The sequence below is a fragment of the Litchfieldella anticariensis FP35 = DSM 16096 genome (assembly GCF_000409775.1).
GTDB lineage: Bacteria > Pseudomonadota > Gammaproteobacteria > Pseudomonadales > Halomonadaceae > Litchfieldella > Litchfieldella anticariensis.
In genome coordinates this window covers 396,245-414,070 of sequence record NZ_KE332377.1, presented here as the reverse complement: position 1 = coordinate 414,070, position 17,826 = coordinate 396,245, and the positions used below count along the sequence as shown (strand labels likewise).

The window sequence follows — 17,826 nt, the reverse complement described above, 5'->3', positions numbered from 1 at the left end:
CAACAGTAGCCGACTCCTTCCTCTTTTGTGGGGTAGGCATTCTCAATGATACAAAAAATCAATCTCCTGATTGCGAGAACGGCATACGGATCCTTCATTCTAGGCGTGATCGGTGGCGTGATCATGACAGCACTCATTTTCATCAGTACGCTGATGCGCTATCTCGGTGGCCGCCCCTTGCGTTTTTCAGACGAACTCGCTGGCCTGCTCTTTCTATCGCTGACCTTTCTATGCCTGCCTCATGTACTCGATAAAGGCAGACACATTCGTATCGAAATACTCATGAACCTCGCACCTGCGCCGATGGCTCGGATCATGGATCTCGTCGGCACGATGACGTTGATAGCGTTCTGCCTGATCTTTGCCTATGAGGCCTGGGATTTCATGGGATTCTCATACTCCATCGACTCACGGACCGACATCAGCAGCATCCTCTTGTGGCCGTGGATGGCGATCATGCCATTCTCCATGCTGTTGTGCTTGCTGGTGCAGCTACGGCACGGGATACGCCCACCGCTTGCGAAAAAATCCCCGACAGAGGATGCAATCTAATGAGCTGGTTACTACTCAGTGGAAGCCTGATCGTTTTTCTCTCGAGCGGCGCGATTCTGGGCGCAGCCCTCGGTCTCACCGGCATGTTTATGCTTCACTTCCAGGCCAACGGTGCCACACCGCTCGCCATCAACGCCACCTGGAACATGCTCACCGACTTCACGCTCAGCGCTGTGCCGTTGTTCATCTTCCTCGGTGAGATCCTCCTGGCCAGCGGTGTGTCCAGGCGAGTCTATAACGGGCTGACACCACTTTTCGCGCGCATTCCCGGACAACTGCTGCATACCAATATTGCCGTGTGTACCCTCTTCGGTGCCGTCAGTGGCTCCAGCACCTCCACCGCGGCAGCGATAGGTTCAGTAGGTTATCCCGAGCTCAAGAGGCGCGGTTACAAACCCAGCGTAGTGGTGGGCACTCTGGCCGCCGGAGGTACGCTGGGGCTGCTCATTCCTCCCAGCCTGGCACTGATCATCTATGGCGCCACCCAGAACGTATCCATTGGCAAGCTATTCATTGCCGGCATGCTGCCAGGCCTGTTGATCGCTGCCGCATTCTCGATATGGATCATGATCCGCTCCAACATCGGCGAGTCAGTGACACCAGCATCGAAAGACAGAATCATCTGGGCTGACATCCGTCATGGGGTATTGGAAATCTGGCCGCTCCCCATCCTCATCTTCTTCGTACTCGGCACCATCTACCTGGGCATCGCCACTCCCACCGAGTCCGCCGCACTCGGCGTAGTCGCCAGTATCGTACTCGGGATGACATGGGGAGACCTGACCCTGCAACGCCTGTGGCAAGCCTTCAAGCATGCTTCGCTGATGTTCGCCGCTATCGGCATGATCCTGATAGGCACAGTGATCCTGTCGCAGGCTGTCAGCCTGCTAGGTATCCCGCGTGCTGCCGTTGACGCGATCGGAGGCTTCGGCCTGGGCCCCTACGGCATTCTATTCATGATTGTCATCGTCTATATCGTGCTCGGGTGCTTTTTCGACGGCATCTCGCTATTGCTGATGACACTGCCCATCACCTTCCCGATGATTACCAGCCTGGGCTTCGATCCCATCTGGTTCGGTATCATTGTCACACTGCTGATCGAAATCGGCATGATCACGCCACCCGTGGGACTCAACCTATTCGTGCTGTCGTCGATTTCGAATAACGATGTCGACTTGACCGCCGCGGCGAAGGCATCACTGCCCTACTGGATGATCCTGCTGGGCGCCGTAGGGCTGTTCACGGCCTTCCCGGAGATTATCCTTTGGGTAACACACTGGATATGATTCCTCGCCTGCGTGCCAGCCTCTCCATCTAGCAATGAACCGGAGCGCCAGGCCATGCGCTCCCACCTCACCCATCCCAACCGCAGCCCCCGTGGGAGCGCAGATTTTCTGCGCGATCCGGCCGACAGGCCGGCATTGGTGGCAAGCCAGCTTCATCGCGAAGCGGAGCTTCGCTCCCACAATAACCCCATGCCACCTCCAGTCCCTGTGGGAGCGCAGATTTTCTGCACGATCCGGCCGCCAGGCCGGTTTGGGACCAAGGCAATATAGGTTCACTTCCCTACTCCTCAAGAAGCAAGCCTTTCCCTGATGTAGCTTATAGGCTACAGTGGCTCTCATGATAGAGCTCACTCATTACCTGACAGCCGACGGATACGACCCTTTCCAGGCCTGGTTGGACTCAACCAAATACCGAGACCGTCAAGCAACGATGCGAGTATTGACTCGCCTCAACCGGCTGGCAGCAGGAAATGCAGGTGATTCCAAGGCTGTGGGAGATGGTGTGTTTGAGCTGCGAATTGATTACGGGCCTGGCTACCGTGTGTATTACGCACAAGTAGGCAAGCGCCTGGTTATGCTACTGATCGGTGGAACGAAGAAACGTCAGCAAAGCGACATCGAACAAGCCAAGTCGTTTCTGGCAGACCACCGGAGGAGAACCAAGACATGAAACGACACGACGATGCAGTCATCGAGATGTTGCGCAGTGACCCTTCCATGGCGATAGATTATCTCCGAACCGCCTTCGACGAACTGGATGAAGAAGAAGGAGAAGCGGCCTTCCTGATGGCTCTGCGCCACGTAGTCGAGGCGCAAGGCGGCATGGCAGCCGTGGCTGAACGCGCCAAGCTTTCACGTGAAAGCTTGTATCGTGCGTTATCTCCCAAGGGCAACCCCACGCTGAAAACCATGACCGCTGTCATTAAGGCAACCGGCATCCACTTCCATGATCTAACTCATGCATCCTGACCGGAATTGCCCCTGATTGGTGGGAGTCCCTCTCCTAGTAAGACACCTTGGCAGTCATCCGGCCGCCAGGCCGGCATTGGAGGCGAAGCCACCATCATCGCGAAGCGGAGCTTCGCTCCCACCTCACCCATGCCAACCGCAGCCCTCGTGGGAGCGCAGCTTGCTGCACGATCCGGCCGCCAGGCCGGCATTGGTGGCAAAGCCACCGTCATCGCGAAGCAGAGCTTCGCTCCCACCTCACTCATGCCAATCGCAGCCCTGGTGGGAGCGCAGATTTTCTGCGCGATCCGGCCGCCAGGCCGGCATTGGTGGCAAAGCCACCGTCATCGCGAAGCAGAGCTTCGCTCCCTTCTCACCCATGCCAACCGCAGCCCTCGTGGGAGTGCAGCTTGCTGCACGATCCGGCCGCCAGGCCGGCATTGGTGGCAAAGCCACCGTCATCGCGAAGCGGAGCTTCGCTCCCACAATAACCCCATGCCACCTCCAGCCCCTGTGGGAGCGCAGATTTTCTGCGCGATCCGGCCGCCAGGCCGGCATTGGTGGCAAACCACCATCATCGCGAAGCAGAGCTTCGCTCCCACCTCACCCATGCCAATCGCAGCCCTGGTGGGAGCGCAGATTTTCTGCGCGATCCGGCCACCCGGCCGGCTTAGTCCGTTCACGACCGAGCAGCCATATTTCGCCTGACAGCCCAAATCCAGTACACTGCCATGCTTGGCAATCGGGGACTCTCGGTTTCCCTTCCCTCTTGTCCGTTCAGAATCAACCAAGGTCCCCTATGAGCAGGAAACGCTTCGCCTTCGTGATATCGGATCTTTATGGCGGCGGCGCCGAGAAATCGCTTCTGTACACGGCCGATGGGCTTCGCCAGCACGGCAATGACGTCAAGGTCTTCATCCTGCGCGACCGTATCGAGCAGCAGATTCCCGAAGGGCTAGAAGTGATCAACCTGGCGGTGATCACCAAGACCACCAAGGCACTGAACAGCGTATTGATCGAGAAATGGCAAGCCAGCCGCATTGCCAAGGCACTCGACCAATTTCAGCCAGATGTGGTGCTGTCCTGCTCCTGCGACAAGATCACCCAGCACCTGAAGCATCCCAATCTGTACTTCTGGATCAAGAGCGACATCTCGGCACGCTTTCAGAATTCACCGAAGCGAGACAAGGTGTTTGCCCGCCAGCGCCGCCAATACGATCACCGCAAGGTGGTGGCCGTTTCGCATGGCGTGGAAAAGAGCTTGCTGGAAGTCGTCGGCCTGAAGCCGGCGGAGATCCGCACCATCTACAACCCTTACGATCGTGCACCGTTCGTCAAGATGGCCCAGGAAGAAGCCGAACTGCCGCATGAAGATTACTTCATCCACATTGGCGCCTTTACCCCGGTCAAGCGCCACGACCGTCTATTACGGGCGTATAAAGCCAGTGGCGTGACCACCCCGCTCGTTCTATTGGGCAAGGGCGGCCAGGAAACGCGAATTCGGGCGCTCATCGACGAGCTAGGCCTGCAGGACCAAGTCACCGTGCTCGGCTACCGCACCAACCCTTACCCTTACATTCAAGCTGCCAAGGCCCTGATCCTGACCTCGGATTCCGAAGGGCTACCGCGGGTATTGATCGAAGCGTTAATGCTCAACACTCCGGTGGTCAGCGTCGACTGCCCCAGTGGCCCGAGGGAAATTCTGACCCAAGAACTTGCCGATTTCCTGGTGGCGCCCGAAAACGAAAAGAGCCTGGCCGATGCGATAAAACGCATGGACCAGGCTCCGGTCAAGATAGAAGCCAGGCATTATGAGCAATTCCTGGCGGAAAATGTCATTCCACAGTTCGAAGCGCTGTAGTCTGCATAGCGACAAGCGCAAGGAAGCACGACATGCAGCTACTCGACATCCCCTTCAACGATGCGCGCCGCCGCTATCTGGTGTTCCACCCCTGGCACATGCCCGATCGGCTGCACCTGGCAAGTACCACCACCACTCAGGAATTCGAGCAACACGCCAGCAGCCGCTTCTACGTCTCCGACGACCAGACAGTGCTGGCCAAGGTCGTTCCCGATAAGTTCGACAAGCGCCATCATCCGTTCCAGTGGTTCGGTCGTGACTATCTGGAGAAACGCTGGCTACTGCAAACCGACGCTCGCAAGGAATTCCTTAGTCTACGCATCCTGCGCAAGGCCGGTCTGCAAACCCCAACCTGTCACGGGTGGGGCGTATCACTGAACCCTCGCAATCGCAATGCCTCACTACTGTTGATGGAGTATCTACCCACAGCAAGGCCAGGGGGCGAGTATTTCGACGCCTTGGACGAAGCCGGCAAGCACCGCTTTCTGGAACGCTTCGTTGGTGAGGTCGTCCAACTGGCCAAAGCAGGCTTCGTGCACCGCGACCTGCATTACAACAATCTGCTGGTCACTGCCAGTGACGACATCGTGTGGATCGACGCGCATGTGCGGACATTGCCAAGAAACACCGACGCCAAATGGCAGGCCCTGAGCCGCTCGCTGACCGTCAACAAGCTGCGTGGCGAGACATACCGCCGCTATGCCGAGCAACGACTACGTGAGCAGTGGTCGCACACCTCACAAGCGACCAGCTAACTGGGCTGCGGGCACTATCTGGCCTTGATGACGAGAGCAACCTAAAATGCAGGCGCTACTCCTTACTACGAAGTCACACACAATAAGTCACGAATGAGAACCGGTAGGCGGGAATACAAATGACAGAAATGAAACTTAATGAACCTTGACTCATTGACACGGAGTTATGAAGAAATTTCTTAAGCACCCCATTCGATACGCACGCGTCGCACTCGAGGAAATATATTACGACTATGATCCTCAGCCTTGGCAGCCTGGGGCGGTTAACGTTGCGGTCCTTTACGTACCCAAGCGTATCGGCGATGCCATGGCCGTGTTTCCGGTCATTCGAGCACTACAGGGGGGCACTCGTCATTTGATCGTGGTGACTTCCCGTCATAATGATGGCGTTTTTTCCCCCTTGGTAGCGGAGGGAGACATCACCACCATCATGATTCGTGATGAACGCAACGTCAGCAATCATAAAGCGGTCGCACGGGAAATTAGCGACCTCTACGGTACCATCGACCTTTGCGTAGAAGGCACCACCCGTAACGACACCAGGACCAGAGCCTTTGTCGGTACCCTCAAAGCCCGCAGCAACCTGCACATTAGCAAGAGCCGGATGCGTTGCTTCTCCTCGATTTGCCGGCAAGCACAGAAGCTGCACCGCGAGTTCGCCCCATATCCTACCTGCTGGGCACTGCTCATGCGTGACGCCGGGATTGCCAATGTTCCTGGCAACTATGAAATTCCTATCGAAGCATCTGTGGATGCCGACGTCTGCCAGGCGTTAGGCGATATCGGCCCCTATATCGCCCTGAACATGGATGGCAGCAAGGCAGCTCGTAGCCTGACACTCGATCAAGCCCAGGAAATCTGCGGGTATATCGAAGAAACATACGGTCTTCCTATCGTGGCCGTATGTAGTCCTGCCGGCGAGAAAAAAGCCAATGCCCTGGCCGATAGAGTAAACAAGGCCAGGCGACTCGATGTCCCGATGAGCATCCATCATAGCGCGGCCATTGTGAAACACTCGGCTCTGGTAGTGACGCCCGATACCTCCGTATTGCATATGGCCAGTGCCTTCGATCGCCCCGTATTGGCGCTGTTTGCCAAGCGCCAGGATCGCTGGCGGCCTCTTTCCCCGCAACGGGAAACCTTGATAAGCGGCGATCACCTGAAGGATCTGGATATGCAAGCCGTACGTGAGGCGCTAGCCAGGTTGGCGAATCTCTCCACCCCCTCGTCTGCGTTTCCAAAAGCAGCACTGGACCATTGATATCATCAGCAACACTTGCCTGTTGGCGTTACCTCCGTCAACCTTGGCGATCGTCAATAAGTCAACCACTCAGGACGGCATTTGCGCATGGCTCGCGTATTATTTCTCATTGACCAAATTGCCAGTGGCGGGGCCCCACGCTCTGTCCTGAAAATCACTCGGGCCTTGCTGGCGGCAGGAAGCCACGTCACGCTGATCTCGTTATCCGACCGGCTGGGATTACCCATTCCCGAAGACGCCGAAGCGCATGTCGTGCCTTTCACGCCGAAAGGCCGTTGGCAGAAGCTACATCGCTATCAATTACATGCCAATATCCTCAATGAATTCCTCGACAACAATCGCCTCGAATTCGACTTGGTGGTATCTCACCTACACCACGCTCACCAAGTCGCGCGGCGCTCGAAACTGGCCGACAGTGCCTGGATGTGCATTCGTTCCGACCCACTGCAGGAACTGCTTTCCAACAAGCACGGTTGGCGCAGGAGCATCAAGCTCAGGAAAATACGTCGCCTGTATGGCAACAAGCGCATCATCGCACTCTCGAGCACCAATCTTAGGTCGCTGGAACAACTCGGGGTGCGGCCGGCCAAGACCCTCGTAATCCCTAATGTGCTGGAAGTCTCACACATCCAGGCTCGAATGCTCGAGCCGATCCCCGAGCCGGAACTACGCGATACCCACTTTTGCGTCTACGTCGGCCGCCTCAACATGCGCCAGAAACGCCTGGACAGGCTGTTGCGCGGCTACCAAGCCAGCGGCACCGAACTACCGCTGGTACTCATTGGCGATGGCGACCGCGACGCCGTCGAGAAGGAAATCGAATCACTCGGCCTGCAACAGCGAGTGACGCTATTGGGGGCACGGGATAACCCCTACCCCTATATGCGCCAGGCCAGCGTGTTGCTACTGGCTTCCGACTATGAAGGGCTGCCCAATGTCCTGCTGGAAGCCCTGGCCTGCGGTACCCCGGTAGTCAGTACCGACTGCCTATCGGGGCCAAGCGATATCCTCACCGGCGACCTGGTACGGGGCCTGGTACCGCTGAACGATATCGACCGATATGGCCAAGCCATTCGTGAAATGCTCGAAGCCCCGCCAACCATCACCTCTGAAGCCATTGCCGCCTACACCCCGGAAGCAGTGGCTTCACGCTATCTCTCACTGCCAACGGTTTCGACATGAGCGGCTCCCCTCTTATCGAAAGCCGCCACTGGTGTCACCGGTTTCATGAGGCAATGGCTATCATCAAATACCAGGCCGTCCTTGGAGGCCGGCTTTAACTTGTCGAGGTCAGGCTGCCAGTTGGTGGTAATGCCAAGGAAATGGAGGAAATAGGCATCACGACTCTGTTTGGCTTCAGGCTTGTTCCTCTTGAGGCGCTTCCAGAAACTACGTCCCTTATACACCCACGTATTGTGCTGGGAAATAATATCGACGGCATCAGCCTTGCAAATGAATTTTCTCGCAGAGGTCCTTATGTTCTCCAGCCTATGTGAAAAATCATAATAGCTATATCGTGGCTTCCCTGGGTCAACGAATGGCACGTTATAGCTACTCACATATAACGTCCCACTCGAATCCAGCTCCTCATCCAGTTTCTCGCGATCAGCAATCAGTAGCTCGTCAATATCGAAATTGAAAAGCACACCATGCTTTGTGTATTTCAACAAGCAATGATTAAGGGCACCAGGCTGTGCAAACTTATTGAACCGTTTCTTTGGCGGCCCATAAGGGAAGTGCCAGCGAATGACATGTGCCCGCCCCTCCAAGGCTGCCTCCAACTCGTCGACATTCCGACTGCCATTGTCATAAACCAACACTTCATCTATCGAATAGTTTTTCCTATAGAAATCCACCCAATCGGAAATCCATTCGATTTCATTGTCTTTCGATATGGCTGCCAAGACCCTAAGCCCATGAGGCAACTTGCCTGAGGAAAGACATAGCTCCTGGGTAAAGTCCTCGAACGAAAAGCGCAGCGCGTAGACATCGGCAGGCTTCAGCGTCACTTCGAGGAAGGAAAGCTTGTACTCAGGGAGATCCTTGAAATCGTAGGCAACTCGCTCTCCATTGACAGTGAGCGTCATCGCTGCCACATAATCGGCCAGGTTGAGCGCCGGGGGGCCGATAGCAATCAGCTTGGCTTTTGAGCGGTCAATGAACACATCATAAAAAATCGTTTTCTTGTCGAAGCGCGTCAAGCCCTTACGATCGACGTTGTCATTTCCATTAGGGGCACGAGAGATCGCAATACCCTCAGGTATTACAACCGGGTTGATATCCGTATTTACCACAACAGCCTCTTATCCCTGCGTACTATGAGCAACATGCTCATTTTTCTATTAGTTATGCATAATTCACCTCGTTACGTTTATATACAAGTCTGTCTCAGTGTCAACCAAAAACCGGGCCATCAGACCCCGCGAGGCAGATATCGGCCGTCTTACGCCATATGCAAAGCCGCTTTTGCGCGTGTCTCGGCGTTTGTATCGCGCCGTGAAATGACCCTGGCCGGCACCCCGGCAACTACCAGGTTATCGCCGAACGCCTCGGTGACGACCGCATTGGCCCCAATGACGACATTGTTGCCCACACACCCATCACCCACGATCTTGGCACCGGGATATATCGTGACGTCATCCCCTACACGGGGCACCAAGCCCGAACCCTCCTTGGGAGCACCGGCAATTGTCGTTTGCTGGAACAGGCGAACCCTACGCCCCAGGGTCACACCTTCTCCGATCACGATCGAGGTGGGATGAGGCAGCTTGAGGCCTGGGCCAATTTCGGTGTATTGCCCCACATAAACGCCATAGCGTTTCGCCAACCGGGCAAACGCCACGTTAGCCAAGTGCTTATGTCCGGTCGCATATAGCAGTTGTGCCCAACGAAGCATGACGATAGCTTGCCGGTTCGGTGCACCAAACAGCCTGACCTTCAGTAGCCGGAGCACTTGCCAGGAGGTGCTACCTTTCAGTACTTCCTTTTCGCAACAGCTTTGGAAATCGCGCCAACCCATACGCCCTCGTGCTGAAAGGAATTCAATACGACCCGCCGAAACGGGTAGACCGTCACGCTAACGTGGTGTTCCTTCAGCACAAGCTCTCTTCTTTGCCTATTCCGCCTCTACGGAATGATTCGTTGGCAACCGGGGAACTGGCCAATCAAAGGCTTCAGGGGTGGTTGCAGGATCCTGGCTACCCGGCTTGTCCTCAGGGTGGCAATGCGCTAGCGCCATCTGGACTCTAGCCAGTGCCGCAGCCCCGCTCGAGCCGTTAGTCACCCGCTGCCACCACATCCGATGTACAGCCTTCACGCGCACTGGCACCGAGCGAAGTCCGATATGCTGAGCCATGGCCAAGCGATGCAGGCCACGGTTGATCTTGAGCACACGCCCTTCTCGCGTGATCGCCACCCCCAGGTCATCCTTACCTCGTGAGGCATCGAAGCCATGTGTTGCCATGTCATCGAGAAACCCCAGGTAAATCCGAAGATAAACCAAAATCCGCTCTTCGGAATCAAGCAGTACCCCCTGCTGATGTGACGACCACGGACGGCCGGCCTCAAGCCGCTTGGATAAACTACGAAAACGCTCGGTTTGCCTCAGGTTGTCGCGGTGAGCATCGATATCACTGATAAAGCGGTAGCGCGAGCCATGGCGTAGGTCTCTCCGCCGCTGATCCCAGTCACCATCCCAAATGAAAGCGGACGATGAGGGTCGTTTACGGTCAGGGTAACCTCGCCAATCGGCACTACGGATAAGTTGTCGAGGATCGACATGAACGACCAGAGCATCACCCAGAAGGCTCTCAACCGCACGCCGTGGCAACCCCAGACGTTCAACGACCCGAGCACCAGGCAAACCTTGCTCCCAGAGCGACAATAGGGCCATTTCCAATGGAATCCCGATCTTGGTCTGGAACGTTTCACGGGTCACCACCTGCAACCAAGCACGAAGAATCTGCCAGCGCATACGCGGGTCGTGAAGAGGCGCAAAGTCAAAGGCGTGGAACGCGCCTATTGACACAGGCAGCCACGCCTTTTGGTTCTTGATATCCCTCATTCGACCTACGCCTCGAGCTCTCTGAGAGCCCGCAAGACAGCCCCCCAACAGGCGCTAGAAGTGGGGGAATGCTCCGAGGGAAGTGGCAACAATAAAAAATCGTTATTCATTTTTCATTAATGTCTACTTATTCCCAGCCTGACATAGGCTGCTTGCGATCAGCCAACAATCCATTACCACCATGTGACTATTATCGATAACAACTTGGGTAAGTCCAAGATTGATATCAGCATCACGCGATAATACTCAATCCAACTACACTTGGCTTGACGGACGACTGCTAACTCCCTCAAGAAAACGCGCGACGACGGTCCGTGGCTGAAAATCCTCCAGCCAGGCGTCGTTGATGGACGGATCTTCACCTCGCAAGGCAACGCGTATCCCCTCGGCCAACGACTCGGCATCGTGGGGCACCAAGGCACTCTCCAATGGCCCCTTGAGAATCTCGCGGACACCACCCGGGCAATTGACGGAAAGTACCGGGGTTCCACAGGCCAGAGCTTCGAACAACACGATACCCATACCCTCGAAGCGCGAGCTGAGCACGAACAACCGAGCGTGGCGCATCCAGGGGTAAGGGTTGGCCTGCTGGCCAGCGAAGATCACCCGGTCACGGATACCCAGTTCTTCCGCCAATGCCTCGAGCCGCTTACGTTCTTGGCCGGCACCGACCAATACCAGAAGCTCTTCAGGCGCGGCAATGGCGTAGGCACGCAACAGCAGGGCCTGATCCTTGGCGGGTACCAGACGCGCCACATTGACGATATAGGGCTGATCGGGAATTTCGGGTACGGGCTCTTGCATCAGGTGACGTATCGACGCCAGCGGGCAGGGATTGACGATCACCGACAGCGAAGCCGGCGTGAAGCCAAGCGCACGCTGCGCGTCCTCAACATTTTTCGCCACCCCCCGCGATACCGCCACCAAATGCTTGCCCTGAAAAAGACAACGGGCAAACAGCCGCCGCCTCCAATTCGTCATACGCCGGTAAACCAGGTTCTCGAGCACAAAGCGCGCACGTGGGTCGCGATAGCTCCATACCTGCTCGAACGTGCCAACCCCACGGAAGATGATACGGTCGACCCGGCCATGTCGACGCTCGAACCACCACAGCCAAGCCCTGAACAGATACCCTCCCAGGAAGCCCGGACACACAAAATAGGAACGTCGAATCAGCGGATTGAGAAACCAGCGTGATAGCGCCTCGGCGACGGCGCCCACCAACGACAGGCGCAATGCCCAATGCAAGGGGAAATGATGAACCTTCACATCGGAACGAGAAGGAGACAAGGAACGCCTGACCTTACGAAACGTCAGTAGATGGCTTTCGTGACCTACTTCCGCGAACGCATCTGCCAAGTTAACCGCGACACGTTCCATTCCCCCCATCTTCAGCGAGCGCACGACCACCAAGGTTCTCATTGATTCGCGTTATCCCACCTGCTGGAGAACCGGCTGCCCACATCATCGCGATATGAGCCAGACATCGCGTTCAAGTTATTACATACATCGGCCGATAACGAAAAGGTCGACGATGGCTGGCAACGCCTCGGCATGAAGCCATCATCGCCACGCTTGGCACAGGGAAAATATGGGGTGTGTTTCATGCGGGCAAGCATGCATCAAAACCAGATGAGCCACAAGCGACCAAGCGCCTGGCGATGCAGTGCTCAGAAGAACGGTTTTTCATTACATGCGTCACGCCGCGTAGCGTTGGGGTGGGAATGCCGAGCCCGTGCAAGCACTTATTCGTTTTTCCGATATCGAGCAGGAAAAACCCTGCCTTTCCCTGTAACATTTCGCGCTCTTTTTTTACCTATAGAAACAAAGCGGGCTCATGCGTAACCACACATCCACGGCGACTCGCCGAATCCTGATCGTCATCCGCCGACTGGGAATAGGAGGGATCGAACAGGCCACCCTCACCCTCGCCAATGCATTGGCTGGTCAAGGCCACGATGTGCACTTGCTGGTACTCAAGGGCCAGCCGAAGCAGACACCCGCTTCCAACGTGACCGTTCACTGTCGGGACTTCGAACGTCACGCTAGCCGCACTCTGCCAGGGTTGGCGTATCTCCTTTTGTCACGCACCCTGCTCAAGGCCCTGCTGCCCGGTTCGGGATTCGTCTGGCAAGGCCGGCTCGTCAGCCGCTACTTTCAGGACTTCCTGGGCAACCTGGAAACCGAGCATGGGAAGTTCGACCAGATCTTGATTCGAGGCCAAGGCGCCTTCGAAATGCTATGGAAAGTGGACGACCCGCGCTGCTGGCGTGTCGTGGAAGCCGTTACCGGACGCTTTCATCATCGCTTACTGTGTCACTGGCTAACCCGTACCCTCTACTCCGGCAAGCAAGTCATTTGTGTCTCGCAGGGCGTGGCCAATGAACTCAGCACTTACCTGGGGGGGTGTGGGGTTTCACTGCAACGCCAAGAAGTCATTCACAACGCCGTGCCCATTGATCACGTTCGGCAGCTCAGCAAAGCCAACGTGATGCCGGAGATCTTGTCCCCCTATCTGGTGCATGTGGCACGGCTGGTGCCGGTCAAACAGCAGTCACTCTTGCTCGAGGCGTATCATCAGGCACGCCAGGCAGGGCTGGACATGCCACTGGTCATGATTGGCGGCGGTTCGGAACGAACACAACTGGAAGCCCAAGCCAAGCAACTGGGAATCGACCACCAGGTTCACTTCCTTGGCCAGCAAGAGAACCCTTACCCTTGGATGGCCCAGGCCACTGCGCTCGTGCTCAGTTCGCGATGCGAGGGGTTGGGGCTGGTACTCATCGAAGCCCTGGCGTTGAGCACGGCTTGTGTAGCCACTGATGCGCCAGGCGGTATCCGCGAAGTGCTCATCGAAGAACAACAACGACTGATTGCCGACCAGACACCGGAAAGCCTTGCGGCGAAGATGCTGGAAGCCGTGAACGACCCCGTCAAGGTCCAGCCCGCCTGGGCCGAACGCTTCGATGAAGTTAACATCTGTCAGCGCTTCCTGGACCTGATCGCACCGGCACGCGTCACGTCAGACACGGCAATGGAGATGCCATGAAACCCCATGACCACCGCTACCCCTTCCAGGCGGATATCGAGCTCGCCACGAGTCTCGATAGCGAGGGCCGATTGAACGTCGAGCCGATGCCGCAGGCGCTCGATGCCGAACGCTATAGCTGGTTGCTGTGTGTCGAGTACCGCGCCAACGGCCGCTGGGGGCAGCCCAGCGTGACACTGAGTGAACGCAATAGCGAACGCTTTACCCAGTACCTGGAAGCGGGACAACAAGGCAAACGCTGGCTCAATCTCACCGGCATCCAAGGCCTTGATGAACTAAAGCTGGACACCAAGCGCTGCCGGCTGGGGCAGCAAGCCGTATTGCAAGGCTTTCGCGTACCCTCTTTGGACGACGGCCCGCTACTCATCGTCGCGCCACACCCTGATGATGCCGAGTTGGCTGCCTTCGGGCTCTATCGGCACTATTCCAGCCAAACGTGGATCGTGACACTCAGCGCCGGCGAACGACAAAAGCGCCTGGACCGTCAGTATCTGCCAAATCTAGATAACGACCTGGCCTCCGCTACCCATCGCAAGGGCTGGATACGCGCCTGGAATAGCGCCACCACCCCCATGCTGGCCGGTATCTCCGCGGAGCGCCTGGTGATGCTCGGCTATTTCAATGACACCTTGTCGAAACTACTCGAAAAACCCCAACAACGCATCTGCTCGGCAGCCAACGCCGACATCACGCCTGCCACGTTCCGATCCTGGAACCGGCGACCGCTACCCAGCGACACCAACCCAGGCAACCAGGGAGACAAGCTGATCGGCGACCTGGCGGCATTGTTCGCCGAGATTCGCCCCACCACGCTGGTCGTCACGCACCCCGAAGTCGACCCGCATGCGGATCATATTGCCGCTGCCCATGCTTGTGCCCTGGCCATGCAAAACGCCAAGCATTGCCCACACCAAGTATTACTGTACGCCAACCACCTGCGCGGCCAACGTGGCTTTCCCTATGGCCCCGCCCATGCTGCCGCCGGCCCATGGCCACTCAACCAGGCCGAATCACGGCTGGGACCATGGCACTTCTTCAGCCAATACCTGCCACTCGACGCCCAACGCGATAAGGCCGTGGCCATGGACAGCATGCATGACCTACGGGCCAACCTGCGGCTGGAGAAACGCCTGAAACGCGCACTGCAACGGCGGCTCAGCGGACTACCCCGCAACGCCTACCAGGATTACGGCCACCACGACTATTTCCAGACCCATATCAAGGCCCATGAAACCTTCGCCATGCTGTCCGGAGAGGCCTTTCAGAAGCTAGCCACTCCTAATTAGACACTGCTCCCTCTGCCACCGCCATATATGCGTCACCAATCCACCGACGATCAGGTTGTGCACGTAAACTCCGGACCAGAACGACAGGTAGGCCTCGAACTGGTTGACCACTACCCAGAAAATGAAAAACGAAAACCCAAACAGCGCCATATCACCCGGCATTACCCCACCCCGCCAGGCTCGCCAGGTTCCCCAGCCAATCCACCAGGCCAACGCCGCCAACAGCCCCACGCCCATCAAACCATAAGAAACGAACACTTCCAGAAAGGTATTGTGCAAATGACCGTAATGTTCACGGGTATACTCTGGCAGCCATTCGGTTTCCTGTATTACCAGACTACGGCCATTCTCTCCCCACCCGATCAAGGGGCGCTCATGAATCCACTCCGCTGCCGCAATCCAGGTGTATACACGGTTCCCAATGCTGCTGGTGTAAGGAACCGCATCGATGTTTCCTTCAAGTAGTTCAACAAGAGTTTCTTTTTCTTTAACAATTCGACGCTCTATCCCATCATGAAACGTAACGCCTATCAGAGATAGTACGATGGCTCCCCCCAGCAGGAGCGCAACCGTCACTTTCCTCGCCGAGTTGGAGTGCCGTTGAGAATAATTCCAAAACAGGTAGATGGCTGCCATGCAAGGCAACACTAGCAACACAGCCAACCACACTGCACGAGTTTGAGTGATAGCCACACCACTCGTACACATCCCCAGTGCCGCCACCCAGATGATGCGGCGAGCCGCCGCCCATGCCCCCGGTATCAGCAGACGGCGGGAAAATGCCAGAACACCGAGCAGAGCCGTCCCGAAAAACATGGCGGTATGCTGGGCATTCTGTAGGTCGAAATCGATTCGATATCCTTGGAAGCCTGCAAGCCATTGAGCCCCCCCTCCACCCGTGAGCAATGTCGTCAGCAAGAACCCGAACAGAGCCAGTCCCCATATTGCCAAGGTGGCACGCGTACTGCCACCCAACCACCAAGCCACGCCGATGAACAAGAACCACTTTGCCATGCGATCTAACTGCGGGTTATCTGGCACCCACTCCGGATGGTGCCAAAAACCGAGGGTCCAAGTAATCAATTGGATAACAACGGCGGCCAGAAGCAGCCAAAGCGCCGCAGAGGAACGAGGCCCCTTCCCGCAGGCAAGCACGCAGCCCAGGCCCAACAGGCCCATGACAGTACCACCTAGCTCCCCTAGTTCTGGCCAGAGCAAGCGTAAGGCGGCGTAAATAGCAAGGCTCGTAATACCTACCCACCAGAGCCACCTGGGAGAATGCCACGGTGTTTCCGATAGCCCAGATATCCATTGCTGCATATCAATCACTTTCTTCATTAGTGCGTAGTGCCATAAGGTGAAAGGCAAGGGTAGTCATGCCTCCCTGACTATCGATCGTGCTCATCCAGAAACACCACGGGCGCCCCTTAGGGCGCCCGTGCGGTAGTATATCATGCTTCAAAGCAAGCTAGCCTGTCGTGTGAAAAGCTATCTTGCTCCAAAGCCGGTAATGATTGTCTTCAGCGTCTTGAAAATGATCAACACATCGAGCCACAGCGAGAAGTGCTTGATATAGTAGAAGTCGTATTGAAGCTTGGTTGTCATGCCATCGACCTCCGCCGCATAGCCCTGCTCCACCTGTGCCCAGCCGGAGATTCCCGGTCGAACCACATGGCGATAGCTGAAGAACGGCACATCCTTCTCGTACCACGCGGAGAGCTCAAGCGACTCGGGCCGTGGACCGATAAAGCTCATTTCCCCTTTCAATACATTGAAGAGCTGCGGCAACTCGTCCAACCGATACTTACGAATGACTCGTCCCACCCTTGTAATACGTGGGTCGTCCTCTCCTTCGGTATAGCCATTGCCCTTCCGATCGCAATACATACTACGGAACTTGTAAACCTTGAAAGGTACACCCCGGTAGCCCATACGCTCCTGCACAAACAGCACCGGCCCCGGGCTATCGCGCTTGATGGCAATCGCTGTAGCCAACATCACTGGCGCAAGCACCGGAACCAGCACAAGGGCACCAAAAAAATCCACTACACGCTTGAAACCACGATAGAGCGAAGAAGGCAACAAACTTCCGAACTCATTCTCCGATAGATGTTCAATACGTACTCGACCGGTAACAGACTCACGGATCTGCTTGACATGAAACACAGGAATATGGGCCAACGTGCACTTGGCAAGAAATTTCTCCCACTCAGCACTCAACTCATCTGCATATAAATCGGCAACAATGCCATCATAGCGAACCCCACAAAAATCAGGACTGCTTAGCTCACGCATTTCAATTCGCGAAGTCTCCTTCAGCTTCTTTGCCTCTCCTAGTGGAACCAACGCCAACTTTAAGCGTCGATAACGCCTCCCCAAAAAATAAGCAATATAAAACCATGTAAGGCTAAGAAAATAACCGCCAAATAGAACTTGTCGAGTGTACTCTTCACGAGTAAAAAACAGTATGGCCACTACTACAAGAAACACTGTGGTAACAGTAGGTACTATATATGCCGATACTTGAGAGCCAGGAAAGCGATTTAGTCTACGCAAAGTCAAAGATATGACAATGAAAGCTATAGCAATAGCCAATATTGTATTGCCTCTATAGTCAGGGAGGTAGCGCCAAAACCCCCATCCCCAACGCTCTAGAGAAGGAAAGCCTACAACTATCGTTAAGCCCACCAAAATCTGGAATGGAAGCCCTAGTAATATTCTTTCGTACCAACGTGAATGGCGGCGTTCATAGAGACTCACGTAAG

At 56.0% G+C, this 17,826-nt stretch carries 16 protein-coding genes; 10 read left to right on the top strand and 6 right to left on the bottom strand.

Annotated features, from left to right (window positions below; genetic code table 11):
• The first annotated feature begins 45 nt into the window (after window positions 1-45).
• The 8 genes from L861_RS01960 (at window position 46) to L861_RS01925 (ending at window position 7,845) form a co-directional block, all read left to right on the top strand.
• Window positions 46-552, top strand: a complete 507-nt coding sequence (locus L861_RS01960; RefSeq protein WP_016414856.1) for a TRAP transporter small permease — start codon at window positions 46-48, stop codon at window positions 550-552.
• Entirely contained in the window at window positions 552-1,838 is a 1,287-nt protein-coding gene (locus L861_RS01955) for a TRAP transporter large permease (protein ID WP_016414855.1), read from the top strand. The genes L861_RS01960 and L861_RS01955 overlap by 1 nt, the downstream gene beginning before the upstream one ends.
• A 337-nt stretch (window positions 1,839-2,175) precedes the next feature.
• The gene (locus L861_RS01950) at window positions 2,176-2,508 is read left to right on the top strand and encodes a type II toxin-antitoxin system RelE/ParE family toxin (protein WP_027947970.1); all 333 of its coding nucleotides are present in this window, start codon (window positions 2,176-2,178) and stop codon (window positions 2,506-2,508) included.
• On the top strand, window positions 2,505-2,807 hold the full coding sequence (locus L861_RS01945) for an addiction module antidote protein (RefSeq protein ID WP_016414853.1): 303 nt from the start codon (window positions 2,505-2,507) through the stop codon (window positions 2,805-2,807). Before L861_RS01950 ends, L861_RS01945 begins: the two co-directional genes overlap by 4 nt.
• A gap of 802 nt (window positions 2,808-3,609) precedes the next feature.
• Entirely contained in the window at window positions 3,610-4,647 is a 1,038-nt protein-coding gene (locus tag L861_RS01940) for a glycosyltransferase (RefSeq protein WP_236617035.1), read from the top strand.
• A gap of 32 nt (window positions 4,648-4,679) precedes the next feature.
• Window positions 4,680-5,402, top strand: coding sequence for a lipopolysaccharide kinase InaA family protein (locus tag L861_RS01935; protein ID WP_016414851.1), 723 nt, complete (start codon window positions 4,680-4,682; stop codon window positions 5,400-5,402).
• Between the two features lie 166 nt (window positions 5,403-5,568).
• Window positions 5,569-6,663: a glycosyltransferase family 9 protein gene (locus L861_RS01930; RefSeq protein ID WP_016414850.1), complete on the top strand. Its 1,095-nt coding sequence runs from the start codon at window positions 5,569-5,571 to the stop codon at window positions 6,661-6,663.
• An 87-nt stretch (window positions 6,664-6,750) separates the two neighbouring features.
• On the top strand, window positions 6,751-7,845 hold the full coding sequence (locus L861_RS01925; RefSeq protein WP_016414849.1) for a glycosyltransferase: 1,095 nt from the start codon (window positions 6,751-6,753) through the stop codon (window positions 7,843-7,845).
• Here the strand turns inward: L861_RS01925 and L861_RS01920 are convergent.
• The 4 genes from L861_RS01920 to L861_RS01905 form a co-directional block, all read right to left on the bottom strand.
• Window positions 7,815-8,957 carry a glycosyltransferase family 92 protein gene (locus L861_RS01920; RefSeq protein ID WP_016414848.1) on the bottom strand — a complete coding sequence of 381 codons (1,143 nt, stop codon included), beginning with the start codon at window positions 8,955-8,957 and terminating at the stop codon, window positions 7,815-7,817. The two genes, L861_RS01925 and L861_RS01920, sit on opposite strands and share 31 nt — an antisense overlap.
• A 149-nt stretch (window positions 8,958-9,106) precedes the next feature.
• Window positions 9,107-9,682, bottom strand: coding sequence for a serine O-acetyltransferase (locus L861_RS23455; RefSeq protein WP_016414847.1), 576 nt, complete (start codon window positions 9,680-9,682; stop codon window positions 9,107-9,109).
• Between the two features lie 96 nt (window positions 9,683-9,778).
• On the bottom strand, window positions 9,779-10,636 hold the full coding sequence (locus L861_RS01910; protein WP_016414846.1) for a hypothetical protein: 858 nt from the start codon (window positions 10,634-10,636) through the stop codon (window positions 9,779-9,781).
• Between the two features lie 345 nt (window positions 10,637-10,981).
• On the bottom strand, window positions 10,982-12,148 hold the full coding sequence (locus tag L861_RS01905; protein WP_021029082.1) for a glycosyltransferase: 1,167 nt from the start codon (window positions 12,146-12,148) through the stop codon (window positions 10,982-10,984).
• Between the two features lie 415 nt (window positions 12,149-12,563).
• Between L861_RS01905 and L861_RS01900 the strand changes: the two genes are divergently transcribed.
• Both L861_RS01900 and L861_RS01895 read left to right on the top strand, forming a co-directional pair.
• Entirely contained in the window at window positions 12,564-13,775 is a 1,212-nt protein-coding gene (locus L861_RS01900; RefSeq protein ID WP_016414844.1) for a glycosyltransferase, read from the top strand.
• Entirely contained in the window at window positions 13,772-15,061 is a 1,290-nt protein-coding gene (locus tag L861_RS01895; protein WP_016414843.1) for a PIG-L family deacetylase, read from the top strand. Before L861_RS01900 ends, L861_RS01895 begins: the two co-directional genes overlap by 4 nt.
• Here L861_RS01895 and L861_RS01890 read toward each other — a convergent pair.
• Together L861_RS01890 and L861_RS01885 are read right to left on the bottom strand one after the other, a co-directional pair.
• Window positions 15,044-16,240, bottom strand: a complete 1,197-nt coding sequence (locus tag L861_RS01890) for an O-antigen ligase family protein (protein WP_236617034.1) — start codon at window positions 16,238-16,240, stop codon at window positions 15,044-15,046. The genes L861_RS01895 and L861_RS01890 overlap by 18 nt on opposite strands.
• A gap of 309 nt (window positions 16,241-16,549) precedes the next feature.
• Window positions 16,550-17,821 carry a sugar transferase gene (locus tag L861_RS01885; RefSeq protein WP_027947972.1) on the bottom strand — a complete coding sequence of 424 codons (1,272 nt, stop codon included), beginning with the start codon at window positions 17,819-17,821 and terminating at the stop codon, window positions 16,550-16,552.
• Window positions 17,822-17,826 lie beyond the last annotated feature (5 nt).